The sequence below is a fragment of the Kitasatospora sp. NPDC029367 genome, assembly GCF_055569135.1.
Genome location: NZ_JBVHYH010000063.1, coordinates 1 through 21,291, shown reverse-complemented (window position 1 = coordinate 21,291; position 21,291 = coordinate 1). Strand labels below are relative to the sequence as shown.

Below are 21,291 nucleotides of genomic sequence, written 5' to 3'. Positions count from 1 at the left end.
CCACCCGCGACCAGGCGGGTGGCCCATTCGGCCGTCCGCCGGGCGGCCGCCGCACCACCCGCACCGCAGAGTAGTGCCGACGAGGCGCGTCATGTCCGCTGACCAGATGGAGAGTTGATGACCACCAGGCTCAAGAGGCTGCTGGTATCCGTCCTGCTGATACCGATGTTCGCGATCGGGGGCCTGGCCGTCCCGGCCTCGGCCGACACCGGCCGCGGGGCCGAGGCGTCCGGGGCCGCGCACGGCCGGAGCCCCGCCGACGACCCGACCGCCGACATCAAGGACCGCCTGGCGGCGATCCCGGGCGTGACGATCACCGAGGAGAAGCCCACCACCACCGGCCACCGCTACTTCCTGGCCACCTACACCCAGCCGATCGACCACTTCCGCCCCTGGCTGGGCACCTTCCAGCAGCGTTTCAGCGTGCTGCACCGCGGCTACGACCGCCCGACCGTCTTCTACACCAACGGCTACACGCTGGGCACCACGCCGTCCCGCACCGAGCCGACCCGGCTGGTGGACGGCAACCAGGTCTCCATCGAGTACCGGTACTTCACCCCCTCCCGCCCCGAGCCGGCCGACTGGTCCAAGGCGGGCATCCGCCAGCAGGCCGCCGACTCGCACAAGCTGGTGACCGCGCTCAAGCGGATCTACGACCAGGAGTGGCTCTCCACCGGCGCCAGCAAGGGCGGCATGTCGTCGACCTACTACCGCCGCTTCTACCCGGACGACGTGGCCGGCACGATCGCGTACGTCGCGCCGAACAACACCGACGTCAACGACTACGCGGCCTACACCGAGTTCTTCCGCAACGTCGGCACCCCGGAGTGCCGCGCCAAGCTGAACGCCGCCCAGCGCGAGCTGCTGGTGCGCCGTGACCGCCTGGAGCCGCGCTACATCGCCGACAACAAGACGGCGGGTTCCACCTTCAACACCCTCGGCACCCCGGACCGCGCCTACGAGGCCGGCGTGCTCGACGTGGTCTGGGCGTTCTGGCAGTACAGCCTGGAGTCGGACTGCGCGAAGGTCCCGGTGGCCGCGACCGCGACCGACGACGAGCTGTACGCGTGGTACGACGCCCAGTCGGGCATCACCGGCAACAGCGACCAGTCGCTGGCGAAGTACACCGCGTACTACTACCAGGCTGCGACCGAACTGGGCGCGCCGTTCTTCGACGTCTCGTACTTGAAGGACCAGCTGCACTACGACTACAAGGAGCTCTACTCGGCCCGCTCCTACGTGCCGAAGGAGATCCCGACCGTCTTCAACCCGAAGGCGATGCCCGACATCGACCGCTGGGTGAAGCGCGAGGGCGAGCGGATGATGTTTGTCTACGGCGGCAACGACCCGTGGGGCGCCAAGCCGTTCCACCTCGGCCGGGGCAGTGACGACAGCTACGTCTACGTCGTGCCCGGCGGCAACCACGGCTCCAACATCGGCAAGCTGCCGGCCGACCAGTCGGCGGAGGCCACGGCCAAGGTGCTGGAGTGGGCCGGTCTGGGCGACCAGGCCGCCGCCCGCTCGCTCGCCAAGTCGCCGCAGCCGGGGGCGCCGTTCGGGCCGCTGGACGTCGAGGGCCAGCGCCTGGAGCAGGAGCGCCGCCCGCTGTAGCGCCGCGTAGCCCGGAAGCAGAACCAGGAGGCCGCCCCGCCCGGGGCGGCCTCCCGTCGTTCCCGCCCTTCCGGGTTCCCGTCCCTGCCCCTGCCGCTGCCTCCGCCACCGCCGTCCCCGTCTCCGCCCACCCCCTCCCCGAAGCAGTGAATCGGTGCTTCAATGCTTCCATGGCCTACCGACGCACCCCCGCCGTCCAAGCCCGTCTGGACGCCCAGCGCGAGGCAGTGCTGCAGTCGGCGGTCGGCCTGCTCGCCGAGCGCGGCTACGGCGGCTGCACCATGGCCGCCGTGGCGGACCGCGCCGGGATCGCCACCGGCAGCCTCTACCAGCACTTCGCCAACAAGGCCGAGCTGTCCGTGCAGCTGTTCCGCCGGGTGGTCACCCGCGAGATGGCCGCGGTGAACGCCGCCGTCGCGCTCCGGGACACCCCGCGGCAGCGGATCGCCGCCGTGGTCGAGACCTTCGCCGCCCGCGCCCTGCGGGCCCCCCGGCTGGCCTACGCGCTGCTGGTCGAGCCCGCCGACGCGGTGGTGGACGCCGAGCGGCTGGTGTTCCGGCGGGCGTTCCGGGACGTGATCGCCACCGAGATCGCCGCTGGCGTGGCGGCCGGTGAACTCCCCGAGCAGGACCCGGTGCTGACCGCCGCCGCCCTGGTCGGCGCGGTCGGCGAGGCCCTGGCCGGCCCACTCGCAGCCGAGCCCTCCAACCCCCGGCCGTCCGACCCCCGGCCCTCCGAGCCCCGTTCTTCCGACCCTCAGCCCTCCAACCCCCAGCGGGCCACCACCGAGGTGGTCCCCGCCCTGGTCTCCTTCACCCTGCGTGCCCTGGGAGGACGCGATGACAGCGACGCATGAGGTCACCAACCAGGTGCCCCTGCCGTACGGACACGACACCGCCGCCGATCCGACCCTGCTCGCCGCCCTGCACCGGGCCGGCGCCGGCTGGGCCGAGCCCGAACTGCGCGAACTCGGCCGCCTGGCGGGCTCCGAGCAGGCCGCCGACTGGGGCCGGCTGGCCAACGAGAACCCGCCCGTGCTGCGCACCCACGACCGCTTCGGCCACCGGATCGACGAGGTCGAGTTCCACCCCTACTGGCACGAGCTGATGCGCACCGCCGTGTCCTACGGCCTGCACGCCGCGCCCTGGCGGGACGACCGGCCCGGCGCCCACTCCGCCCGCGCCGCCAAGTTCTTCGTCTGGGGCCAGGTCGAGGCCGGTCACACCTGCCCGATCTCGATGACCTACGCCGCCGTCCCGGCTCTGCGCCAGAACCCCGTCCTGGCCGCCGAGTTGGAGCCGCTGCTGGCCGCCACCGAGTACGACTACGGCCTGCGCGAGCCGCACACCAAGCGCGGGCTGATCGCCGGCATGTCGATGACGGAGAAGCAGGGCGGCTCGGACGTCCGCACCAACACCACCACCTCCGTCCCGCAGTCCGACGGCACCTACCGGCTCACCGGGCACAAGTGGTTCACCTCGGCCCCGATGTCCGACCTCTTCCTGACCCTCGCCCAGGCCCCCGGCGGGCTCAGCTGCTTCGTGCTGCCGCGCGTCCTCCCGGACGGCAGCCGCAACCGGCTGCACCTGATGCGGCTCAAGGACAAGCTGGGCAACAAGTCCAACGCCTCCGCCGAGCTGGAGTACGACGGCGCGGTCGGCTGGCTGGTCGGCGCGGAGGGCCGGGGCGTGCCGACCATCATCGAGATGGTCAACATGACCCGCCTGGACTGCACCGTCGGCGCCGCCTCCGGGATGCGTTACGGCGCCACCCGGGCGGTCCACCACGCCCTGCACCGGCGGGCGTTCGGCAAGGCGCTGGTCGACCAGCCGCTGATGCGCAACGTGCTGGCCGACCTGGTGGTGGAGTCCGAGGCGGCCACGGCCGTCGCGATGCGGCTGGCCCACGCGACGGACCTGACCCTCGCCGGGGACGGGAACGAGGCGCTGGTACGGCGGTTGGGTCTGGCGGTGGCCAAGTACTGGGTCTGCAAGCGCGGCCCGGCGCACTCCGCCGAGGCACTGGAGTGCCTGGGCGGCAACGGCTACGTCGAGGAGTCCGGGATGCCCCGGCTCTACCGCGAGGCACCGCTGGTGTCGATCTGGGAGGGCTCCGGCAACGTCGCCGCCCTGGACGCCCTGCGCGCCATGGCCAAGCGTCCGGAGACGATCGAAGCCTTTCTGGGCGAGCTCGACGCGGCGGCCGGGGCGGACCGCCGGCTGGACACGGCCGTCGCCGGACTGCGCAAGCAGCTCAGCGACCTGACCGACCTCGAGTACCGCACCCGGCGGCTGGTCGAGTCGATGGCCCTGGCCCTCCAGGGCTCGCTGCTGGTCCGGTACGGCAGCCCGGCGGTGGCCGACGCCTTCTGTGCGAGCCGGCTCGGCGGCGACCACGGCGCCGCCTTCGGCACCCTGCCGTCCGGCGTCGACACCGCCGCGATCATCGACCGCGCCCGCCCGGTGCCCGCGTGAACGACCAGGAGGCCGCAGGCGTACGGGAGTTCTGGCAGGAACTGGGCCTGCCCGGGCTGATCGACGTGCACACCCACTTCATGCCGAAGAACGTCCTCGACAAGGTCTGGGCGTACTTCGACGCGGCCGGCCCACTGGTGAACCGCCCCTGGCCGATCACCTACCGCGAGGCCGAGGAGCAGCGGGTCCAGCGGCTGCGGGACTTCGGCGTCCGGGCGTTCACGTCCATGCTGTACCCGCACAAGCCGGGCATGGCCGGCTGGTTGAACGCCTGGGCCGCCGAGTTCGCCGCCCGCACCCCGGAGTGCCTGCACACCGCGACCTTCTTCCCCGAGCCGGGGGCGGCCGGCTACGTGGCCCGCGCGATCGAGGACGGCGCCCGGGTGTTCAAGGCGCATCTCCAGGTCGGCGGTTACGACCCGACGGACGACCGGCTGGACGAGGTCTGGGGGCTGCTCGCCGACACCGGCACCCCGGTGGTCACCCACTGCGGATCCGGGCCGGTGCCGGGCAAGTTCACCGGCCCCGGCCCGATCGGCGCGGTGCTGGACCGGCACCCGGGCCTGGTCCTGGTGGTCGCCCACCTCGGCATGCCCGAGTACCGCGACTTCCTCGACCTGGCCGAGCGCCACCCGGCCGTCCGAGTGGACACCACCATCGCGTTCACCGACTTCGCCGAGGCCGACGCGCCCTTCCCGCGCGACGAACTGCCGCGCCTGCGCGGGCTCCGGGAGCGCGTCCTGCTCGGCAGCGACTTCCCCAACATCCCGTACCGGTACGTGCACCAGCTGGAGGCGCTGGCCGGGCTGGGGCTGGGGGAGGAGTGGCTGCGGGCGGTCTGCCACGACAACGCGGCCGCGCTGTTCGGTCTCACCTGAGGTCTGAGCCCGAGCGCCCACCCCGACCCGAAGCCCCACCTGAGGCCACACCCGAGGCCTCACCCGACCGCCCGCAGCACTTCCACCGCGTCCGCGTGCAGTCCGGGCGCGGCGGTGAGGAAACCGTCCGAGCCGGCCGTCCAGGCCGACCCGGCGGTGTCCGTCACCGTCGCGCCCGCCTCGCTCGCCACCAGGGCGCCCGGCAGCAGGTTGCCCGCGTCCTGCCCGTACTGCCAGAACAGCGCCAGGTGCCCGGAGCCGACCTGGGCCACCTGGAGCGCGGTCGGGCCCAGGTTGCGCACCGCGAGCACCGCGCCCGCCATCGCGGACAGCGACTCGCCGGCCCGGCGCAGCGCCACCGGGTCGGCGGCCACCAGCGGCGGCTGGCTGGTGGCCGCGACGGTGGCCGCCAACTCGCGCTCCAGCGGCGCGATCGGCCGCCCGTCCAACTGCGCCCCGCCGCCCAGCACCGCCCGGTAGGTCCGGCCCGCGCCGAACAGCTCCGGGGCGTGCACCACGGCCAGTACCGCCGCGCCGTCGCGCACCAGCGTGGCCGTCACCGCCCAGTGCGGCTGCCCGAGCAGGTACTGCACCGCGCCGTCGGTCGCGTCGCAGACCCACCACTCGCCCTCGGCGGGCACCGAGCCGTCCAGTTCCTCCAGCACCCACCCGGCCTGCGGGCGCAGCGCGGTGAGCCGCTCGCGCAGCTCGGCGGCGGCCGGACCGTCCAGCTCGGCGAACCGCGCCATCGCCTCCTCGACCGTCCGCCCCGGGGTCGGCTCGACCGGCCGGGCCGCCGCCAGCCCCGCGCCGACCTCGCGCACCGCCGCCTCCACGGCCTCCGTCAGCGCCCACAGCTCCGCGACCTGTCCGTCCATGTCCCGTCCGTCCATGTCCCGTCCGTCCATGTCCTGCCTCCTCGATTCCGCCCCGGTCAGCCCCGGTCCGCCCTGGTCCGCCCCGACCGGCGCGTTCCGGCCGGGCAGGACAAGGAGTACCGTCAGGACTGCCGAACAGGACGCAGAAGCGGCTTCGAACGACGGAGATCGGACACCATGGACCTCACCACGACGGATCCGGACACCGTGCTGGACACCCTGGACCGCCGCCTGGTCTGCGCCCTCCAGGTGGACGGACGGGCCGAGCCCGGCCGGATCGCCGAGGTGCTGGGCGTCTCCGCCCGGACGGTCACCCGCCGGCTGGGCCGGATGCGCGAGGCCGGAGTGCTCCGGGTGGTGCGGCTGCCCGACGTCGAGGACGCCGCCGTGGGCGCGCTGCTGCTGCGGGTCCGGGTGCTGCGCGGCCGGGTGGACGCCCTCGCCCGGGCGCTGGCCGACCGCTCCGACGTGCCCTTCGTCGACGTGATGCTCGGCGGCCACGAGGTCGGCGCCGTGATGCTGAGCGACGCCCACGGCCGGGACCGCCTGCTGTACGGGCAACTGCCCGCGACCGGTGCCGTCGTCGAGACCACCACCCACGCCGTCCTGCACGCCTTCGCGGACGCCGGGCAGTGGCAGGCCGGCTGGCTGACCGACCGGGAGGCCGCCGCGCTCGCCCGGCCGCTCGCCCCGCGCCCCGCCGTGCCCCCGCCGCTGGACGACCTCGACCGCGCCCTGCTGGGCCGGCTCGGGCAGGACGCCCGGCAGTCCCACGCGGTGCTGGCCGGGGCGGTCGGCGCGCCCGAGTCGACCGTACGGCGCCGGCTGCACCGGCTGGACGGGCTCGGCCTGCTGCGCACCCACGCCACCGTGGACCCCCGGCTGCTCGGCATGGCCGTGGACGCCAACCTCTGGCTGGACGTGCCGCCCGGCCGGCTCGCCGAGGTCGGCGCCGAGCTGGCCCGCCACCCGCAGGTGCACGGCGTCTTCGCCACCAGCGGCCCGACCAACCTGCTGGCCACGCTGTTCTGCCCGGACCACGGCGGCCTCTACCGCTTCCTCACCGACACCCTGGGCCCGCTGGGAGTCACCCGCGCCGAGACCACGATCACCGCCCGCGCGGTGAAGCGGGCCGGGGTGCTGCTGGACCGGCCGGCCCGCGGACGGTGAGCGCGCGCCGGGCACCCTGGCCGGGGGCCTTACCTGCGGGGTAATCGACGTGTACGGTCCGGCCCGGCAGGGTGGAGGCACCCGGTCGGGCGGTCGGCGCCACCGGGACACCACCCCGGTCAGGAGACGATCCGCATGCCCGCGAACGCGCCCCTCGTCACCCCCGTCCGGTCCGCCGCGGCGTTCTCCCCGTGGACGGTCCGCGGGGTCCTGGCCCTGGACGCGGTGGTCACCACCGGGAACGGCCTGGCCTATCTGGCCCTCGCCGGGCCGCTCGGCAGCCTGTTCGGGGTCGGCCTCCCCACCCTCCTGGTCCTCGGGCTGCTGCTGACCTGCCACGGTCTGGTGGTCGGCGCGCTGGCCGCCCGCCGCCCGCCGCGGCCTGCGGTGCTGGCGGTGGTGGGGATCAACACCGGGTGGGTGCTGCTCAGTCTGGTCGCGCTCGCCGCCCGGTTCGCGCCGACCGTGTCCGGCACGGTCTGGATCCCCTTGCAGGCCGCCGCCGTGGCGCTGTTCGTGGTGCTCCAGCTCGCGGCCCTGCGCCGCAGCGGCGCCCGGCGGTAGGGCCGGGCTGCCGGTCTGGGCTGCCGACGCGGGCCGCCGTGGTGGGCTACCGTGGTGGGCTACCGGTCCGGGCCGACCACGGACTGCAGGTGCTGCACGGTCTCCTGGTCGGCCGGCAGGAAGGTCTCCAGGGCCAGTTTGGAGACCGTCACGTCCAGTGGCGTGTTGAAGGTGGTGACGGTCGACAGGAAGGAGAGCACCCGACCGTCGTGCCGGACCCGCAGCGGCAGCGCGAAGGGGTTCCCCTCGTCGGCGGCCTCCGGGGCCGGGTCCTCCTCCGGTTCGGGGTAGCCGAGTACCTCCTCGTACAGCCGCCGCAGTGGCTCGGCGTGGATCCCCGGCTCCAGCCGCTCCTCCAGCCGGCTGAGCAGGTGCCGCCGCCACTGCCGGAAGTTGACGATGTGCGGTGCCAGCCCGTCCGGGTGCAGGGCGACCCGGACGGCGTTGAACGGCGGTCGGAGCAGCTCCGGGGCGACGCCGTCCAGCAGCAGGGCGAGCGAGCGGTTGGCCGCCAGCACCTGGAAGGTGCCGTCGATGACCACGGCCGGATACGGGTCGTGGGCGGCGAGCAGCCGTTCGACGCCGCCGCGCAGCGCGTCCATGGACGGGGCGTCGAGCGGTGTCTCGGGGTAGTGCGGGGCGTAACCGGCCGCCAGCAGGAGGGAGTTGCGCTCGCGCACCGGGACGTCCAGCTGCTCGGCCAGGCGCAGCAGCAGCTCCCGGCTCGGCCGGGCGCGGCCGTTCTCGACGAAACTGAGGTGCCGGGCCGAGGAGTTCGCCCGAAGTGCCAGTTGGAGCTGGCTGAGCTGCCGCCGCTCCCGCCAGCCGCGCAGCAGCGGTCCGACGCCGGTTCCTGTCGGGCCGCCCATGCCCGCCATGATCGTCATGGGCAAGGACGGTACTCGAACCGACCCCGTCCGCGGGAGGGGGCCGGGAGTTCGGGTGCCGGGTTCGGACAGCGGCGGGTCAGGCGCCGGTGGTCGAGCCGGGGCGGATCACCATCAGCACCACGACCACCGCCCACAGCAGGTTGAACACTCCGGCGGTCATCGGCAGCAGCCGCAGGCCGCTGACGGCCTTGGTGCGCTGCTCGTCCGCCGGGTCGAGGCCGAGCGCGTCCACGGCGGCCTGCTGGCCGGGCAGCACGAAGAGCAGCAGCGAGAGCGCGGCGACCGCGGTGAGCACCATGGAGGCGATCAGCCAGGACTGGCCGAGCACGTCCATCACCTGGGCCAGGCCGATGCCCAGCACCGGCACCGCGACGCCGAGCAGCGCGTAGACCTGGGTGATCCGGTGCAGGACGCGCAGCACGCCCGCGTCCGAGGCCTGGTCCGGGCCGCCGGCCAGGGCGGCCTTCGCCCGGCGCGGGAACATGCTGACGGCGACCGCGACCGGGCCTATGAACAGGACCGACGCGAGGACGTGCAGGCTCAGCAGGAACTTGGCCATGGCGGGGCACCCTTTGATCCGGTGGGCAGCTGGGGGTCGGCGGGCGTGCGCGCTCGGCGTGCCCACGACCAGGCACGCTAACACCGCTTATTCACCGGCCCCGCGCTCGGGTACCCGGCCCCGCGCTCGGCCGGCCCGGCCCTGCGCCCGGGTATCCGGCCCGGTGCCCCGCTCAGCCCGCCGGGACCAGCTCCACGATCCGCGGCGGGGCGGTGCTGACGGCCGCGACGGCGGCACCCTGCCCGGGGTCGGTCCAGTCGAGCAGGTGGAGGTCCTCGAAGCGGCTGCGCAGCGGGGCGCCGGGCGGGACCTCCAGCGGCAGGGCGGAGAGGTCGACCTGCCCGAGGGTGTCCAGGGTGACCCGCCCGATCTTGATCAGCGACTCCTTGCGCACCCACTGCCGCAGGAACGCCCGGTCCGGCTCCGGCGCCGCCTCGACCAGGGCCAGCTCGGCCGGGGCGAGCACCCGACGGGCCACGGCGCGCAGCGAGCCGCCCCGGCCGGCCAGCTCGACGTCCACGCCGACCGGGCGGCGGCCCGCACCGGCCGCGACCACGCCCCGGGTGTGCGACAGGGTGACCTCCACCCCGGGGTGGTCGGGCAGGTAGGGCTTGCCGTGGTCGGCGAGGCCGCAGTCCGGGCACTCCTGGGCGAGCACCAGCCCGGCGACCGGTACGCCGAGCAGTCGGGCGGCGCAGAGCCGGACCAGGACGTGCCCGGCGACGAAGTCGGCCCGCCCGGACTCCTGCCGGAAGCGCGCGGCGCGCGCCCGCTCGATCTCGGTGAGCAGGTGCTCGCCCGCCTCGGGGTGCCGCAGTACGGCGTCGGCGGACGCGACGGCGACGAGCGGCGCGTCCTGCTGGGCCTCGGTGGTCATGCCCTCCAACCTAGTCCGCCCCGTGGCCGGGCGGGGAGCCGGACCCCGGGCGGAGAGCCGGACCCCGGGGGGGAGCGGCCGTGGTCCCGTCGGGCGGGCCGGGCCGACCGATGGGTCGTCCGCAGGGTGTGAATAGTCCGTTTTAGGATTGAATGTCTCTGATCTATGGGATCGTCAGGAGATATGACGGAACCTGGCAGGTCATCCGGCCTGCCCTTTTCTCTGCGCGGAGGAATTGTCGATGGGTCAGGCCACCGGTTCGCCGGGTCACCGAGCGACCGCCGTGAGAAGAACACCCGCCACCGGCCGTCGCCGGGCCGTCCGGATCGCCGTGGCGACCGCCGTCGCCGCCGTGCCGATGGCCGCCGTGCTGACGGTCGGTTCGGCCGCCCCGCTCGCCCCGCCGCTGGGTGCCTGCTCCGGCCCCGACTGCCCCGCCACCTGGCCGCCGGCGAACAACGGCGACTTCACCGGGCGGGACGCCACCATCAACGTCTTCACCGGCGGTGACTACACCGTCAACGGCCGTGCGGCCGAGGCCGAGGGCAAGATCGTCACGCTGGGGAACCTGACCGTCGACAAGAACGGCGGCGGCGTCTACAATATGGGCGTGGTGGGCGTCGGCTCGCGCGTCGTACCGCCCAACGGCAGTGACTTCGTCACCAGTGGCGGCAACGTCGACGTCAGGACCGGCAACTCGATCCTGATCGGCGGTAGCGACTCCCACGGGCCCGCCTTCGGCAACCTGCGCCACGCGGGCAGCGTCACCGGCACCGTCAGCATCGACCCCACCGGCAAGTCGATCCAGGACCCGAACGCCGCCGCGCCCTACCAGGACGTGTTGACCCAGATCGAGGAGGTCTCCGACTGCGTCGGCCGGGCCACCGCGACCGGCACCGTCGACGTCTCCTCCAGCCAGGCCACCTTCACCGGTGACGGCGTCAGCATGAAGCAGGTCTTCAACGTCAGCCAGAACCTGGCCTCGCCGAGCGGCGGCCAGATCGGCCTGGTCTTCAACAACATCCCGGCCGGGGCCACCGTCGTGGTGAACATGCTCGGGGACAGCCCGATCATCAACACCTACACCGGCACCGGCCTGGCGGGCGACCAGACCACCGACATGCGCTCCAAGCTGATGTACAACTTCCCGACCGCGACCTCGCCGCAGATCCTCGGCAGCGCCCAGTTCCAGGGCTCGGTCATGGCCGGCAACCCGGGCAGCACCACGACCCTCGCCCAGCCGGGCATCAACGGCCGGGTGTACCTCGCGGGCAACCTGATCCACACCGGTACGGGCGGCTACGAGATTCACAGCTACCCGTTCGACGGGGATCTGCCGGACTGCCGGGTGACGCCGAGCCCGTCGCCGACCTCACCGAGTCCGACCTCACCGAGTCCGACCTCACCGAGTCCGACCTCCCCGTCCCCAACGTCCCCGTCTCCGACCTCGCCGTCACCGACGTCCCCGAGCCCCACCTCCCCGCGCCCGACGTCCCCGTCCCCGACCTCCCCGAGCGCGAGCACCACCTCGGCGTCGGCCAGCGCGTCCACGTCGAGCGCGGGCCCGGCCCCGACCAGCCACCACCCGACGAGCCACCACCCCACCAGCCACCACCCGACCGGCCACCACCCCGGTGGCGACGGCGAGTTGCCCTCGACCGGTTCGGGTGACGCGCCGGTGGTCTTCGGCCTGGCCGGTGTCGGCCTGCTCGGCCTCGGTGGCCTCGCCGTGCTGGCCGCCCGCCGCCGCGGCCGCCACAGCTAGCACCCCTAGCACCCCGGCCAGTACCCCTCGGGCCGCCCGCCTCCGTGGCCGGGCGGCCCGAGTCGTGTCAGTGCCCCGACCGGTACCCGGCGAGTCCGGAGGTGAGCAGGTCGAAGGCCCGTTCCACCGCCGTCCTGACCCGTTCCCGCACCTCCTCGGCCGGCTCCCCGGCGACCATCGCCCGCCGGATCTCGCCGAGCACCGCCCGGTGGGCCCCGGCGACGGCGCCGGCCACCACCCGGGGGAGCGGGTCCGCCGGTCCGGCGCCCGACTCCTCGGCCAGGGCGGCTGCCAGGGCCGCTTCGGAGCGTTCGCCGAGTTCCAGCAGTCGGGCCCGCAGGGCCGGGCTGTCCGCGATGATCCGCCAGAACGTGGCCATCCGGGGGGTGAGCCCGATCGTCGGCTCCCCGTCGGCGAGTCCCGCCAGCAGGTCGGCCCGGACGGCGTCCACGGCGGAGCTGCCGGCCGGCCGTCGGCGGACCACTTCGGCGAGGTGGCCGACGACCGCGTCCTGCCGGTCGAAGAACAGGTCCTCCTTGGTCGGGAAGTAGTTGAACACCGTGTTGGGCGAGACCCCGGCGGCCCGGGCCACCTCGGCCACGGTGACCCGCTCGAAGCCGTGCTCGGCGAACAGGCCCATGGCGGTGTCGGCCAGGAGTTCCCGGGTCTGCTGCTTCTTGAGTTCGCGAAGTCCCATGGCCGCATCCTAGCGCAAAATCATGGAGTCACTTAAAACTTGCAGTGACACCAAAAATATCCGCTACGGTGTCGCCATGACCTTCACCTTCGGCATCTACCCCGGTGGACTGCTCGGCGACGAGACCGGGATGATCCAGCCCGCCCGCCCCGACGATCCTGCGGAGATCACCGCTGCTCTGCGCGAACTCCAGGGCGAGGCGGCAGAGTTGCTCGTGCGCGCCTACCGCCTGTACCCGGACGGCGCGCACACGCCTGAGCGGCCCGAGCAGTACGCCGCCGACGGGCGGAAGCTCGACCTCGTGCTCCAGTACCGAGAGCTCAGCGGGGAGTTGGCGGGCTGGCTGGACTTCGTCCGGCGGACCGTCCGGGCCGAAGGCCCCCGCCTCGCGCTCCTGCAGATCTGCGAGGAGCCCAACCTCGACCTGCCCGTCCTCGACGGCAGCATCCCGAACGTCCGCCGGGCGCTGGTCGAGGGCGTCGTCGCGGCCAAGGAGGAGGCGCTGGCCTGTGGTTACGACCACCTGGCGGTCGGCTTCAACGCGGTGCCCTCGTTCGACCCCGCCGACACCTTCTGGCCGGAGCTGGGGCGGCTCGCCGACGAGCGCTTCCACCGCGCCCTGGACTACGTCGGCCTGGACTTCTTCCCGGACGCCTTCCGCCCCGTCCCGGAGGGCCGGATCGCGGACGCGGTGCGGGCGGTGCTCACCGGCTTCCGGAACGACGCGCTGCCCCGGGCCGGGATCGGGCCGGCCGTCCCGCTGCGTATCTGCGAGAACGGCTGGCCCACCGGTCCGGGGCGGAGCGAGGCCCGGCAGGCCGAGGTGGTGGAGCAGGTGGTCCGGGCGGTGGCCGGGCTGGCCGGTGAACTCGCCGTCCGGAGCTACTCGTTCTTCTCCCTCCGGGACGCCGACAGCGCCGGCCCCGGTCCGTTCCACCACTTCGGACTGCTCCGCGACGACTGGACGCGCAAGCCGGCCTTCGACGTCTACCGGAAACTGATAGCGGAGTTGACGATCGGTCGGTCCAGCGAGTGAGCGAAGGGCCCCTGCCTCCGGTCAGGTCACCTCGCCCCGGCGGGAGAACCGTTCCTCCCGCCACTCGCCGCTCGCCAGCACCTCGGCCAGCTGCTGCGCCGCGTCCCACACCTCGGTGTACGAGAGGTACAGCGGGGTGAAGCCGAAGCGCATCAGGTCCGGTGCGCGGAAGTCCCCGATCACCCCGCGCGCGATCAGCGCCTGGACCACCGGGTACCCGTCCGGGTGCCGCAGCGCGACCTGGCTGCCCCGCCGGGCGTGCTCGCGCGGGGTGACCACCTCGATCCCGTCCAGGCCCTCGACCAGCGAGACGAACAGGTCGGTCAGCGCCAGGCTCTTGGCCCGTACGGCGGCCAGGTCGGCCCGCTCCCAGATGTCCAGGGAGACCTCCAGCGAGGCCTGGCCGAGCAGGGAGGGCGAGCTGGTCAGGAAGCGCCCGATGCCCGGCTTGGGGTCGTACCCGGGCTCGAAGGCGAACGGGCGGGCGTGCCCGAACCAGCCGCTCAGCGGCTGTCGCGGACCGGCCGCCAGGTGCCGCTCGGCGACGTACAGGAAGGCCGGCGAGCCGGGGCCGGAGTTCAGGTACTTGTAGGTGCAGCCGACCGCGAAGTCGGCGTTGGCGGCGCCGAGTTCGACCGGCAGTGCGCCCACCGAGTGGCAGACGTCCCAGATCATCAGGGCGCCCGCGGCCTGTACCCGGGCGGTGATCCCGGGCATGTCCAGCAGCTCGCCGGTGCGGTAGTCCACGTGCGAGAGCACCACCGCGGCGACCTCGCCGTCGAGGTGCCGGTCCAGCTCCTCGGGGCGGATCAGCACGCTGCGCCCGTCCTCGACCAGGCCGGTCACGCCCTCGGCGATGTACAGGTCGGTCGGGAAGGCCTCGACGTCGCCGAGCACCGTGCGCCGCCCCGGGCGGAGCCGGAGCGCGGCCGCGAGCACCTTGAACAGGTTCACCGAGGTGGTGTCGCAGACGACCACTTCCGCCGGGTCGGCGCCGATCAGCGGCGCGATCCGCCGCCCCAGCCGGTACGGCTGCTCGAACCAGCCGGCGTCGTTCCAGCTGCGGATCAGCTCCCGGCCCCACTCCTGCTCGACCACCCGGGCCACCCGCTCGGGCGTGCGCACCGGCAGCGCGCCCAGTGAGTTGCCGTCCAGGTAGATCACCCCGTCCGGCAGGGCGAACTCCTTGCGGAACGCCGCCAGCGGGTCGACGGCGTCCAGCGCCGCGCAGTCCTCGCGCGTGGTCATGCCCGTTCTCTCCTTCGCCACCGGCTCGGTCACAGCTCGTCCCGGATCGTCCACAGCTCCGGGAACACGTCCTGCTCGGCTGCCTTGCGCAGCCAGGTCAGTCCGCTGGAACCGCCCGAGCCGGGCTTGGCGCCCATGGTCCGCTTGACCGAGCTGAGGTGCCGCTGGCGCCAGCGGGTGACCCGCTCGGCGACGTCCAGCAGCGCCTCGGCGAGCGGCTGGAGGTCGGCGAACTCCGGCTCGGTGTAGACCCGGCGCCAGGCCGCGGCGACCTCCTCGGAGGGCCGGTAGCGCTGCTCCGAGGCGGCCGCGGGCACCGCCAGGCCGCGGCGGGCCAGCAGGCCGAGCGCCTCGTCGTACAGGCCGGGGGAGCGCAGCGCCTCGGCCAGTTCGGCCTGGGTCTCCGGCATCCCCTCGTACATGTTCAGCAGCGCGGCGTTCTTGTTGCCGAGCAGGAACTCCAGGTGCAGGAAGGCCGAGGACTGGAAGCCGGAGGCCTCGCCGAACAGGGCGCGGAAGGAGTTGAACTCCTGCGGCGTCATGGTGGCCAGCAGGTCCCAGGACTCCACCAGCACGTCCTGGACGTGGGTGCCGCGGCGCAGCGCGGCCCGCGCGGCGGTCGGGTCGTCCTCGCGCAGCGCCTGCCGGGCGATCGTCCACTCGTGCCGCAGCAGGTCGAAGAGCAGCTCCATCACCTGGGTGGTGACGATGAAGGACAGCTCGGCCGGCTCCTTGCTGCGCGGGTGCTGGAGGCTGTGCAGCTCCTCCAGGCGCACGTACTGCGCGTACGGGGTGCCCCGACCCGGTCGGCCGTCCGCACCGAACGACAGGTTGGGTGTCTCCACCGTGTCGTGCCCCATCCCGATCCCTCCTGCTCCGTCCGGGCCGCGTCGCCCGGGTCCGGTGGAGCGGACGGATGTCCTGGTTCCACCGGGGAGCCCATTGTGCGGCGCCGTGGTCCCCCGCTTGAATGGCCGACGAGCACCGCAACAGGGCTTCGGGTTGTCGTTCGCGAGGCGTTCGGTCGATCTGCTTTACGAATGAAAAACCGCTGATCACCCGCTGATCACACCCGCTGATCACCACCGCTTCGGGAGCCCCCATGGACGCCGTCGACCGCCGACTGCTGGCCGAACTCCAGGCCGACGCCAGACTCTCGTACAACGAACTCTCCCGCCGGGTGAGCCTGTCCGCACCCGCGGTGGCCGAACGGGTCCGCCGTCTGGAGGCGGACGGCGTGATCAGCGGCTACCACGCCCATGTGGACCCCACCCGGGCCGGGCTGCCGATCACCGCGCTGGTCCAGGTGCAGTGCTACGGCCCGCGCTGTGTGCTGCGCGACCCCGAGGTGGCGACCTGGCCGGAGGTGCTGCAGCTGCACCGGGTCACCGGCGGGGCCTGCTGCGTGCTGCTGGTCGCGGTCGCCACCATGGCCGAGTTCGAGGCGCTCTGCGACCGGCTCGGCGGGTACGGGCCGCCGGCCAGCTCGATGATCCTCTCCAGCCCGGTGCCCTGGCGGCCGCTGCTGCCGAGCTGACCCCGCCCGGGTCCGCCGGCCCGAGCCCGCCCGGTTTCGCCCGCCCGAGCCTGCCCGCCCCGGCGATCGGCCTCCGGCTGGCCTTGACGCGGACGTCAAGGAGTAGGTTCCTCGGCATGCCGAACGAGCGCCACATCCTGCTGCTGCCGGGGAGCCTGCGGGCCGGCTCCGCCAACGAGGCCGTGCTGCGCACCGCCGCCGCCGTGGCCGACGATCTGCCGGGCGTCCGGACCACGTACTACCCGGGCCTGGCCGGGCTGCCGCACTTCAACCCGGACCACGACACCGACCCGCTGCCGGAGCCGGTGGCCGCGCTGCGGGCGGCGATCGAGGCGGCCGACGCGCTGCTCGTCTGCACCCCCGAGTACGCCGGGACGCTCCCGGGCTCCTTCAAGAACCTGCTGGACTGGACGGTCGGCGGGATCGAGATCTCGGACAAGCCCGCGGCCTGGATCAACTGCGCCGGGCCCGGCCGCGGCCTGGGCGCCGAGGCCACCCTGGGCACCGTCCTGGGCTACACCGGCGCGGCCGTGCTGGCGGAGGCCTGCGTGCGGATCCCGCTGGACCGCGGCGCGGTCGGCCCGGACGGGCTGGTCGCCGATCCCCTGGTGCGGGGGCGGATCGGCGAGGTGCTGACCCGCCTGGCGGCCGGCTGAGCGACCGCCCGAGCCCCTGCCGCGCCCCCCGCCCGTGCCCAGCCCCGCGCCCCCCGCCCGGGCGCTCCGGCTCAGTGCCCGGCGGGCAGCGGCACCCCGAGCCCGGCCAGGCCCTCCAGGAAGAGCTCGACGCCGACCGCTGCGAGCAGCAGCCCGAGCAGCCGGGACGCCACCTCCAGCGAGGTGCTGTGGGTGCGCTTCATCAGCGGCGCGAGCACGGCCACGCAGAGGTAGTTGAGCACCGCGACGGCCACGTACGCCCCGGCGACGGCCGCCTTCCAGCCCCAGTTGTCCTGGTTCAGGGAGGCGACCAGGACGGCGGTGATCGCGAGCGGGCTGGCGATGTACGGCAGCAGCAGTTCGCGGATGCCGTCCGCGAGCGGGTTGGCCAGGTGCTCGTCGTCGTCGCCGGTCGCGCCGAGGTGCAGGCCGAAGACCAGCGCGACGGCGTAGACGAAGAAGATCGCCCCGCCGGCGAGCTGCAGCGACTGGTCGCTGATGTGGAAGAGCGTGGTCACCTCGTCCGCGCCGAAACCGAGGACCAGGCCGATCAGCGCCGAGACGGCCGTGCTCCAGGCGGCCAGCCGCCGGAGCTCCCGGGTGCTGCGGTCCCCGGCCAGCCTGGCGAAGGTCAGCAGGGTCTTCGGCGGGCCGACCACGGCGAAGAAGGTGATGAAGGCGCTGCCCAGGTTGAAGACGAACATGGGCCCAGCATTCCTTGTCGCGGTCGGATTCGCCCGGATGGCGGCCCCGGGTCGAGCCGGCGGGCGCTCTCGGGTGCCATGGAGGTACGTACGACCACTCCCCTGGCGGAAACGAGGATGCGACATGTGCCTGAACCGTAGGGACCTGGGCCTGCTGGCCCTGCGCAGCGCGGTCGGCGGAGTGCTGATCGCGCACGGGACCCAGAAGCTGTTCGGCTGGTTCGGTGGCGGCGGCCTGGAGGGCACCACCCAGGCGATGGACCACATGGGCTTCCACCCGGCCCGGGAGAGCGCCATCGCGGCGGGCCTCGGCGAGGCGGGCGGCGGGGCGCTGCTGGTGGCCGGGCTGGCCACCCCGGCGGCCGGTGCGGTGGTGGCCGGGACGATGGCGGGGGCCGTGGCGGTGCACGCCCCGGCGGGCTTCTTCGCGATGTCCGGCGGCTACGAGTACCCGGCGTTCCTCGGCGCGACCGGCCTGGCGATCGGCCTGGCCGGCCCCGGGCGGTACTCGCTGGACCACCTGACCGGGCACGTCTTCGACCGGCCGTGGGTCGGCACGCTGGCCTTCCTGGCGAGCGCGGCGGGCGCGTACGGGGTGGTGGCGCGCCGCCGGCACCTGGTGCGGCTGCGCGAGGAGCGGGCCGCGGTGGAGGCGGACGAGCAGGAGGGCTCCGGGCTGTCCTGAGGCCCGTTCCGGAGGGCCGGGCCCTCACCCGGAGGCACCACCCCTGCTGGCGGGGTCGGCGGGCGGCTCGGAGGGTGGGCGGGAGGTGTGCCGGGCAGCCCGGCGCCGGAAGGAACGAGGACCCGCATGGACCGCCAGCCGCTCACCCGAGCCACCTCCGGGCCGCGCCGCACCGCACAGCGCCCGACCGTACCGACGAACCGTCACCATCGGCTGGCCGCAGGGGTGTTGGCGGTGGCCGTGCTGGGTTCGGCGGTGCTGGCCGGCTGCTCCTCCGGCAAGAGCGCGCGCGGTGAGGCCTCCGCGGCGGCCGGGGAGGTGCAGAAGGCGGCGAGCGCCGCCGCCTCCGCCGCGTCGGCGCTGGCCTCGGCGGCCGGCGGGGTGGGCGGGCTGCTCGGCTCGGCGCAGGCCGAGGCCTCGGCGGCGGTCTCGGCGGCGTCCTCGGCGGTCGCCGGGATCAAGGGCGGGCTGGACGCCAAGGGGGACGTCTCGGTCGGCGCGGTGTCGACCGGTTCGGACGGCAAGCCGCAGGCGCAGCTCACCGTCACCAATCACGGGCAGGAGTCGTACCGGTACGTGGTCCAGGTGAACTTCACCGACGGGAGCGGCAAGCTGCTGGACGCGACCGCGGTGACCGTCCAGGACGTGGCGGCGGGCCAGAGCGCCCAGGCCACCGCGCAGGCCAACCGGGAGCTCAGCGGCACGGTGAAGGCCGAGGTGGCGAACGCCGTCCGGTTCTGAGCGCCGCCGCCGCGGTTCCGCGGGCCGCCGTTGCGGGGCGGGTGCGGAACCTTAAGCGGGTCTCAAGGCCAACGGGACCCCTTGACGGGGGAGTTGGTCTAGTCCATTTTTGTTCCCCAGGTGCAGGGAGCCCCTGAACCGGCGTCACCGGCCTCGTGCCGGGGGCGCCGGTTCGGCACATCCCGGTGTCCGTCATGGCCTGTCCGCTCGATTCCCACCCCTGATCTGTCATGTCCCGGTCGTCCGGCCCCACCCCGGACGCACCCCACCGGGCGACGGAACCCCCACACCCAGGAGTCATGCACCCATGCTGCGCTCACGCATTGAAAGGGCCGGGACCCCGGCTCCGGACGGGCCCCGCCGGCGCCGCCCGAAGAGCCTGGCCGCCGTCGCGGCCGGCACCACCGCCTCCCTGCTGCTCGGCGCGGGCCTCGCGCTGTCCGGCGGCGGCGCGGCCAACGCCGCGACCACCAACTCCACCGGCGCGACCGCCACCAGCGGCGGCATCAAGGTCGCCTACTACGACCAGTGGTCGGTGTACGCCAACGCGTACTACCCGAAGACGATCCAGGACACCGGCGTGGCCGGGAAGCTGGACTACATGATCTACGACTTCGCCAACATCTCCCCGACCGACCTGGGCTGTTTCGAGGCGACCAAGGCCGCCGACACCAACGACAACAACCCCAACGCCGGTGACGGCGCGGCCGACGCCTTCGCCGACTACCAGAAGAGCTTCGGCGCGGACATCTCGGTGGACGGCGTCGGCGACGTCTGGAACCAGCCGATCGCGGGCAACTTCAACCAGCTCAAGAAGCTCAAGGCGAAGAACCCCAACCTCAAGGTCCTGCTGTCGATCGGCGGTTGGACCTACTCCAAGTACTTCTCGTCGGCGGCCGCGACGGACGCCTCGCGCAAGCACCTGGTCTCGTCCTGCATCGACATGTTCATCAAGGGCAACCTCCCGTCCGACGCCGGCTACGGCGGTCCGGGCACGGGCAAGGGCGTCTTCGACGGCATCGACATCGACTGGGAGTACCCGGGCGGCGGCGGCCACACCGGCAACATCTCCAGCCCGGCCGACAAGCAGAACTTCACCCTGCTGCTGCAGGAGTTCCGCAACCAGCTGGACGCCCAGGGCAAGGCCGACAACAGGACCTACGCCCTGTCGGCGGCGGTCGGCGCCGGCCAGGACAAGATCATGAACGTCGAGACCGACAAGATCGGTCAGTACCTGACCTTCCTCGACGTCATGACCTACGACATGCACGGCGGCTGGGACCCCCAGGGCCCGACCAACCACCAGGCCCCGCTGTACTCCGGCCCGAACGACCCGTCGACCCCGGCCAAGCCGGGCAACGGCAAGTACTCGATCGACAACGCGATCAAGGCGTGGACGGTCGGCGACGCCCAGTACGGCATCCCCGGCGGCTTCCCGGCCAACAAGATCAACATGGGTGTGCCGTTCTACTACCGCGGCTGGACCGGCGTCCAGAACAACGGCAGGAACGGCCTCTTCCAGCCCGCCACCGCCCCGGCCGCCGGCGCCGCGATGTCCGGCAACGTCCCGGGCATCCAGATGTACAAGGAGCTGACCGGCTTCGTCGACAACCCGTCCAAGACCTTCTGGGACGACGACGCCAAGGCCGCCTACTTCTACGACGGCAACACCTTCTGGAGCGGTGAGAACGCCAAGTCCATCCAGGCCAAGCTGGACTACGCGCACTGCAACGGGCTCGGCGGCTCCTTCGCCTTCTCGCTGTACGACCTGGGTACCAACACCACCCTGTTCGACACGATGGTGAACGCCACCAACGGCTCCGCGGCCGGCTGCCCGGCCCCGCCGACCGGCAGCCCGACGCCGACCCAGACCCCGACCGGCACGCCGACCGGGACCCCCACCGGGACCCCGACGGGCACCCCGACCGGCACGCCCACCGGGACTCCGACCGGCACCCCGACCACGCCGGCCACCTGCTCGGCCGCCCCGAGCTGGGACCCGAACGCCACCTACGCGGCCGGCGGCACCAAGGTCTCCTGGAAGGGCCACTACTACACCAACAAGTGGTGGACCAAGGGCGAGGACCCGGCCCAGAGCGGCCAGTGGGGCGTCTGGACCGACAACGGCCCCTGCTGACCCGCTGACCTGCTGACCGCTGACCTGCTGACCGCCCCGAGGCCCGACGGACCCCGCGGCACCTGAACGAACGACGGAGTCCGGGGGGGCGGGGGGGGGCACCCCCGGGGGGGGGGCCCTTCGTTCCTCGGCCCCGGCCACGAAGGCTTTCTCTGGCCAGAACCCCGAACCCGGGTTCTGAAA

The 21,291-nt window shown here is 73.5% G+C and carries 21 protein-coding genes; 13 read left to right on the top strand and 8 right to left on the bottom strand.

Annotated features, from left to right (window positions below; genetic code table 11):
* Positions 1-117 precede the first annotated feature (117 nt).
* The 4 genes from ACZ4W5_RS28065 to ACZ4W5_RS28050 all read left to right on the top strand — a co-directional run bounded on the left by ACZ4W5_RS28065 (position 118) and on the right by ACZ4W5_RS28050 (position 4,964).
* Positions 118-1,611, top strand: coding sequence for a S28 family serine protease (locus ACZ4W5_RS28065; RefSeq protein WP_465657673.1), 1,494 nt, complete (start codon positions 118-120; stop codon positions 1,609-1,611).
* A 170-nt stretch (positions 1,612-1,781) separates the two neighbouring features.
* A complete protein-coding gene (locus ACZ4W5_RS28060; protein WP_465657671.1) occupies positions 1,782-2,468 on the top strand; it encodes a TetR/AcrR family transcriptional regulator in 687 nt (228 codons plus the stop codon).
* Complete coding sequence (locus ACZ4W5_RS28055) at positions 2,452-4,086, top strand: acyl-CoA dehydrogenase family protein (protein WP_360228374.1); 1,635 nt, start codon at positions 2,452-2,454, stop codon at positions 4,084-4,086. The genes ACZ4W5_RS28060 and ACZ4W5_RS28055 overlap by 17 nt, the downstream gene beginning before the upstream one ends.
* A complete protein-coding gene (locus ACZ4W5_RS28050) occupies positions 4,083-4,964 on the top strand; it encodes an amidohydrolase family protein (protein WP_360228371.1) in 882 nt (293 codons plus the stop codon). The genes ACZ4W5_RS28055 and ACZ4W5_RS28050 overlap by 4 nt, the downstream gene beginning before the upstream one ends.
* 59 nt (positions 4,965-5,023) lie before the next feature.
* On the opposite strand, the gene ACZ4W5_RS28045 is transcribed toward ACZ4W5_RS28050, so the two are convergent.
* A complete protein-coding gene (locus ACZ4W5_RS28045) occupies positions 5,024-5,872 on the bottom strand; it encodes an inositol monophosphatase family protein (protein ID WP_360228368.1) in 849 nt (282 codons plus the stop codon).
* A 147-nt stretch (positions 5,873-6,019) separates the two neighbouring features.
* Here ACZ4W5_RS28045 and ACZ4W5_RS28040 point away from each other — a divergent pair, with 147 nt between their 5' ends.
* Both ACZ4W5_RS28040 and ACZ4W5_RS28035 read left to right on the top strand, forming a co-directional pair.
* A complete protein-coding gene (locus ACZ4W5_RS28040; RefSeq protein ID WP_465657669.1) occupies positions 6,020-7,012 on the top strand; it encodes an Lrp/AsnC family transcriptional regulator in 993 nt (330 codons plus the stop codon).
* Positions 7,013-7,147: 135 nt separating this feature from the next.
* The gene (locus tag ACZ4W5_RS28035) at positions 7,148-7,576 is read left to right on the top strand and encodes a hypothetical protein (RefSeq protein ID WP_465657667.1); all 429 of its coding nucleotides are present in this window, start codon (positions 7,148-7,150) and stop codon (positions 7,574-7,576) included.
* Positions 7,577-7,635: 59 nt separating this feature from the next.
* Here the strand turns inward: ACZ4W5_RS28035 and ACZ4W5_RS28030 are convergent, their stop codons facing one another.
* The 3 genes from ACZ4W5_RS28030 to ACZ4W5_RS28020 all read right to left on the bottom strand — a co-directional run bounded on the left by ACZ4W5_RS28030 (position 7,636) and on the right by ACZ4W5_RS28020 (position 9,902).
* A complete protein-coding gene (locus ACZ4W5_RS28030) occupies positions 7,636-8,463 on the bottom strand; it encodes a helix-turn-helix domain-containing protein (protein WP_465657665.1) in 828 nt (275 codons plus the stop codon).
* A gap of 79 nt (positions 8,464-8,542) precedes the next feature.
* Positions 8,543-9,025, bottom strand: coding sequence for a DUF2269 family protein (locus ACZ4W5_RS28025; protein WP_360228356.1), 483 nt, complete (start codon positions 9,023-9,025; stop codon positions 8,543-8,545).
* 172 nt (positions 9,026-9,197) lie between these two features.
* Positions 9,198-9,902, bottom strand: a complete 705-nt coding sequence (locus ACZ4W5_RS28020) for a 4'-phosphopantetheinyl transferase family protein (protein WP_465657663.1) — start codon at positions 9,900-9,902, stop codon at positions 9,198-9,200.
* Positions 9,903-10,185: 283 nt separating this feature from the next.
* Here ACZ4W5_RS28020 and ACZ4W5_RS28015 point away from each other — a divergent pair, with 283 nt between their 5' ends.
* Complete coding sequence (locus ACZ4W5_RS28015; RefSeq protein WP_465657661.1) at positions 10,186-11,667, top strand: choice-of-anchor A family protein; 1,482 nt, start codon at positions 10,186-10,188, stop codon at positions 11,665-11,667.
* A gap of 67 nt (positions 11,668-11,734) precedes the next feature.
* Here the strand turns inward: ACZ4W5_RS28015 and ACZ4W5_RS28010 are convergent, their stop codons facing one another.
* On the bottom strand, positions 11,735-12,364 hold the full coding sequence (locus ACZ4W5_RS28010) for a TetR/AcrR family transcriptional regulator (RefSeq protein WP_465657659.1): 630 nt from the start codon (positions 12,362-12,364) through the stop codon (positions 11,735-11,737).
* Between the two features lie 76 nt (positions 12,365-12,440).
* On the opposite strand from ACZ4W5_RS28010, the gene ACZ4W5_RS28005 reads away from it, so the two are divergent.
* Positions 12,441-13,400: a hypothetical protein gene (locus ACZ4W5_RS28005; RefSeq protein WP_465657658.1), complete on the top strand. Its 960-nt coding sequence runs from the start codon at positions 12,441-12,443 to the stop codon at positions 13,398-13,400.
* A 21-nt stretch (positions 13,401-13,421) separates the two neighbouring features.
* On the opposite strand, the gene kynU is transcribed toward ACZ4W5_RS28005, so the two are convergent.
* A complete protein-coding gene (kynU, locus tag ACZ4W5_RS28000) occupies positions 13,422-14,648 on the bottom strand; it encodes a kynureninase (RefSeq protein WP_465657657.1) in 1,227 nt (408 codons plus the stop codon).
* A 29-nt stretch (positions 14,649-14,677) separates the two neighbouring features.
* Positions 14,678-15,508, bottom strand: a complete 831-nt coding sequence (locus ACZ4W5_RS27995) for a tryptophan 2,3-dioxygenase (protein WP_465657655.1) — start codon at positions 15,506-15,508, stop codon at positions 14,678-14,680.
* Between the two features lie 242 nt (positions 15,509-15,750).
* Here ACZ4W5_RS27995 and ACZ4W5_RS27990 point away from each other — a divergent pair, with 242 nt between their 5' ends.
* Positions 15,751-16,185, top strand: coding sequence for an Lrp/AsnC family transcriptional regulator (locus ACZ4W5_RS27990; RefSeq protein WP_030288688.1), 435 nt, complete (start codon positions 15,751-15,753; stop codon positions 16,183-16,185).
* A gap of 116 nt (positions 16,186-16,301) precedes the next feature.
* Positions 16,302-16,841, top strand: coding sequence for an NADPH-dependent FMN reductase (locus tag ACZ4W5_RS27985; protein WP_465657653.1), 540 nt, complete (start codon positions 16,302-16,304; stop codon positions 16,839-16,841).
* Positions 16,842-16,912: 71 nt separating this feature from the next.
* On the opposite strand, the gene ACZ4W5_RS27980 is transcribed toward ACZ4W5_RS27985, so the two are convergent.
* Positions 16,913-17,545 carry a MarC family protein gene (locus tag ACZ4W5_RS27980; RefSeq protein ID WP_360228332.1) on the bottom strand — a complete coding sequence of 211 codons (633 nt, stop codon included), beginning with the start codon at positions 17,543-17,545 and terminating at the stop codon, positions 16,913-16,915.
* 124 nt (positions 17,546-17,669) lie between these two features.
* Here ACZ4W5_RS27980 and ACZ4W5_RS27975 point away from each other — a divergent pair, with 124 nt between their 5' ends.
* The 3 genes from ACZ4W5_RS27975 (at position 17,670) to ACZ4W5_RS27965 (ending at position 21,108) form a co-directional block, all read left to right on the top strand.
* The gene (locus tag ACZ4W5_RS27975) at positions 17,670-18,230 is read left to right on the top strand and encodes a DoxX family protein (RefSeq protein WP_360228329.1); all 561 of its coding nucleotides are present in this window, start codon (positions 17,670-17,672) and stop codon (positions 18,228-18,230) included.
* A gap of 126 nt (positions 18,231-18,356) precedes the next feature.
* Complete coding sequence (locus ACZ4W5_RS27970) at positions 18,357-18,971, top strand: FxLYD domain-containing protein (protein ID WP_465657651.1); 615 nt, start codon at positions 18,357-18,359, stop codon at positions 18,969-18,971.
* 307 nt (positions 18,972-19,278) lie between these two features.
* The gene (locus tag ACZ4W5_RS27965; protein ID WP_465657649.1) at positions 19,279-21,108 is read left to right on the top strand and encodes a glycosyl hydrolase family 18 protein; all 1,830 of its coding nucleotides are present in this window, start codon (positions 19,279-19,281) and stop codon (positions 21,106-21,108) included.
* Positions 21,109-21,291 lie beyond the last annotated feature (183 nt).

Coding starts and splice junctions, on each gene's coding strand:
- ACZ4W5_RS28065 (WP_465657673.1), top strand. CDS start 118: ATGACCACCAGGCTCAAGAGGCTGCTGGTATCCGTCCTGCTGATACCG.
- ACZ4W5_RS28060 (WP_465657671.1), top strand. CDS start 1,782: ATGGCCTACCGACGCACCCCCGCCGTCCAAGCCCGTCTGGACGCCCAG.
- ACZ4W5_RS28055 (WP_360228374.1), top strand. CDS start 2,452: ATGACAGCGACGCATGAGGTCACCAACCAGGTGCCCCTGCCGTACGGA.
- ACZ4W5_RS28045 (WP_360228368.1), bottom strand. CDS start 5,872: ATGGACGGACGGGACATGGACGGACGGGACATGGACGGACAGGTCGCG.
- ACZ4W5_RS28040 (WP_465657669.1), top strand. CDS start 6,020: ATGGACCTCACCACGACGGATCCGGACACCGTGCTGGACACCCTGGAC.
- ACZ4W5_RS28035 (WP_465657667.1), top strand. CDS start 7,148: ATGCCCGCGAACGCGCCCCTCGTCACCCCCGTCCGGTCCGCCGCGGCG.
- ACZ4W5_RS28030 (WP_465657665.1), bottom strand. CDS start 8,463: ATGACGATCATGGCGGGCATGGGCGGCCCGACAGGAACCGGCGTCGGA.
- ACZ4W5_RS28025 (WP_360228356.1), bottom strand. CDS start 9,025: ATGGCCAAGTTCCTGCTGAGCCTGCACGTCCTCGCGTCGGTCCTGTTC.
- ACZ4W5_RS28020 (WP_465657663.1), bottom strand. CDS start 9,902: ATGACCACCGAGGCCCAGCAGGACGCGCCGCTCGTCGCCGTCGCGTCC.
- ACZ4W5_RS28010 (WP_465657659.1), bottom strand. CDS start 12,364: ATGGGACTTCGCGAACTCAAGAAGCAGCAGACCCGGGAACTCCTGGCC.
- ACZ4W5_RS28005 (WP_465657658.1), top strand. CDS start 12,441: ATGACCTTCACCTTCGGCATCTACCCCGGTGGACTGCTCGGCGACGAG.
- kynU (WP_465657657.1), bottom strand. CDS start 14,648: ATGACCACGCGCGAGGACTGCGCGGCGCTGGACGCCGTCGACCCGCTG.
- ACZ4W5_RS27995 (WP_465657655.1), bottom strand. CDS start 15,508: ATGGGGCACGACACGGTGGAGACACCCAACCTGTCGTTCGGTGCGGAC.
- ACZ4W5_RS27990 (WP_030288688.1), top strand. CDS start 15,751: ATGGACGCCGTCGACCGCCGACTGCTGGCCGAACTCCAGGCCGACGCC.
- ACZ4W5_RS27985 (WP_465657653.1), top strand. CDS start 16,302: ATGCCGAACGAGCGCCACATCCTGCTGCTGCCGGGGAGCCTGCGGGCC.
- ACZ4W5_RS27980 (WP_360228332.1), bottom strand. CDS start 17,545: ATGTTCGTCTTCAACCTGGGCAGCGCCTTCATCACCTTCTTCGCCGTG.
- ACZ4W5_RS27975 (WP_360228329.1), top strand. CDS start 17,670: ATGTGCCTGAACCGTAGGGACCTGGGCCTGCTGGCCCTGCGCAGCGCG.
- ACZ4W5_RS27970 (WP_465657651.1), top strand. CDS start 18,357: ATGGACCGCCAGCCGCTCACCCGAGCCACCTCCGGGCCGCGCCGCACC.
- ACZ4W5_RS27965 (WP_465657649.1), top strand. CDS start 19,279: ATGCTGCGCTCACGCATTGAAAGGGCCGGGACCCCGGCTCCGGACGGG.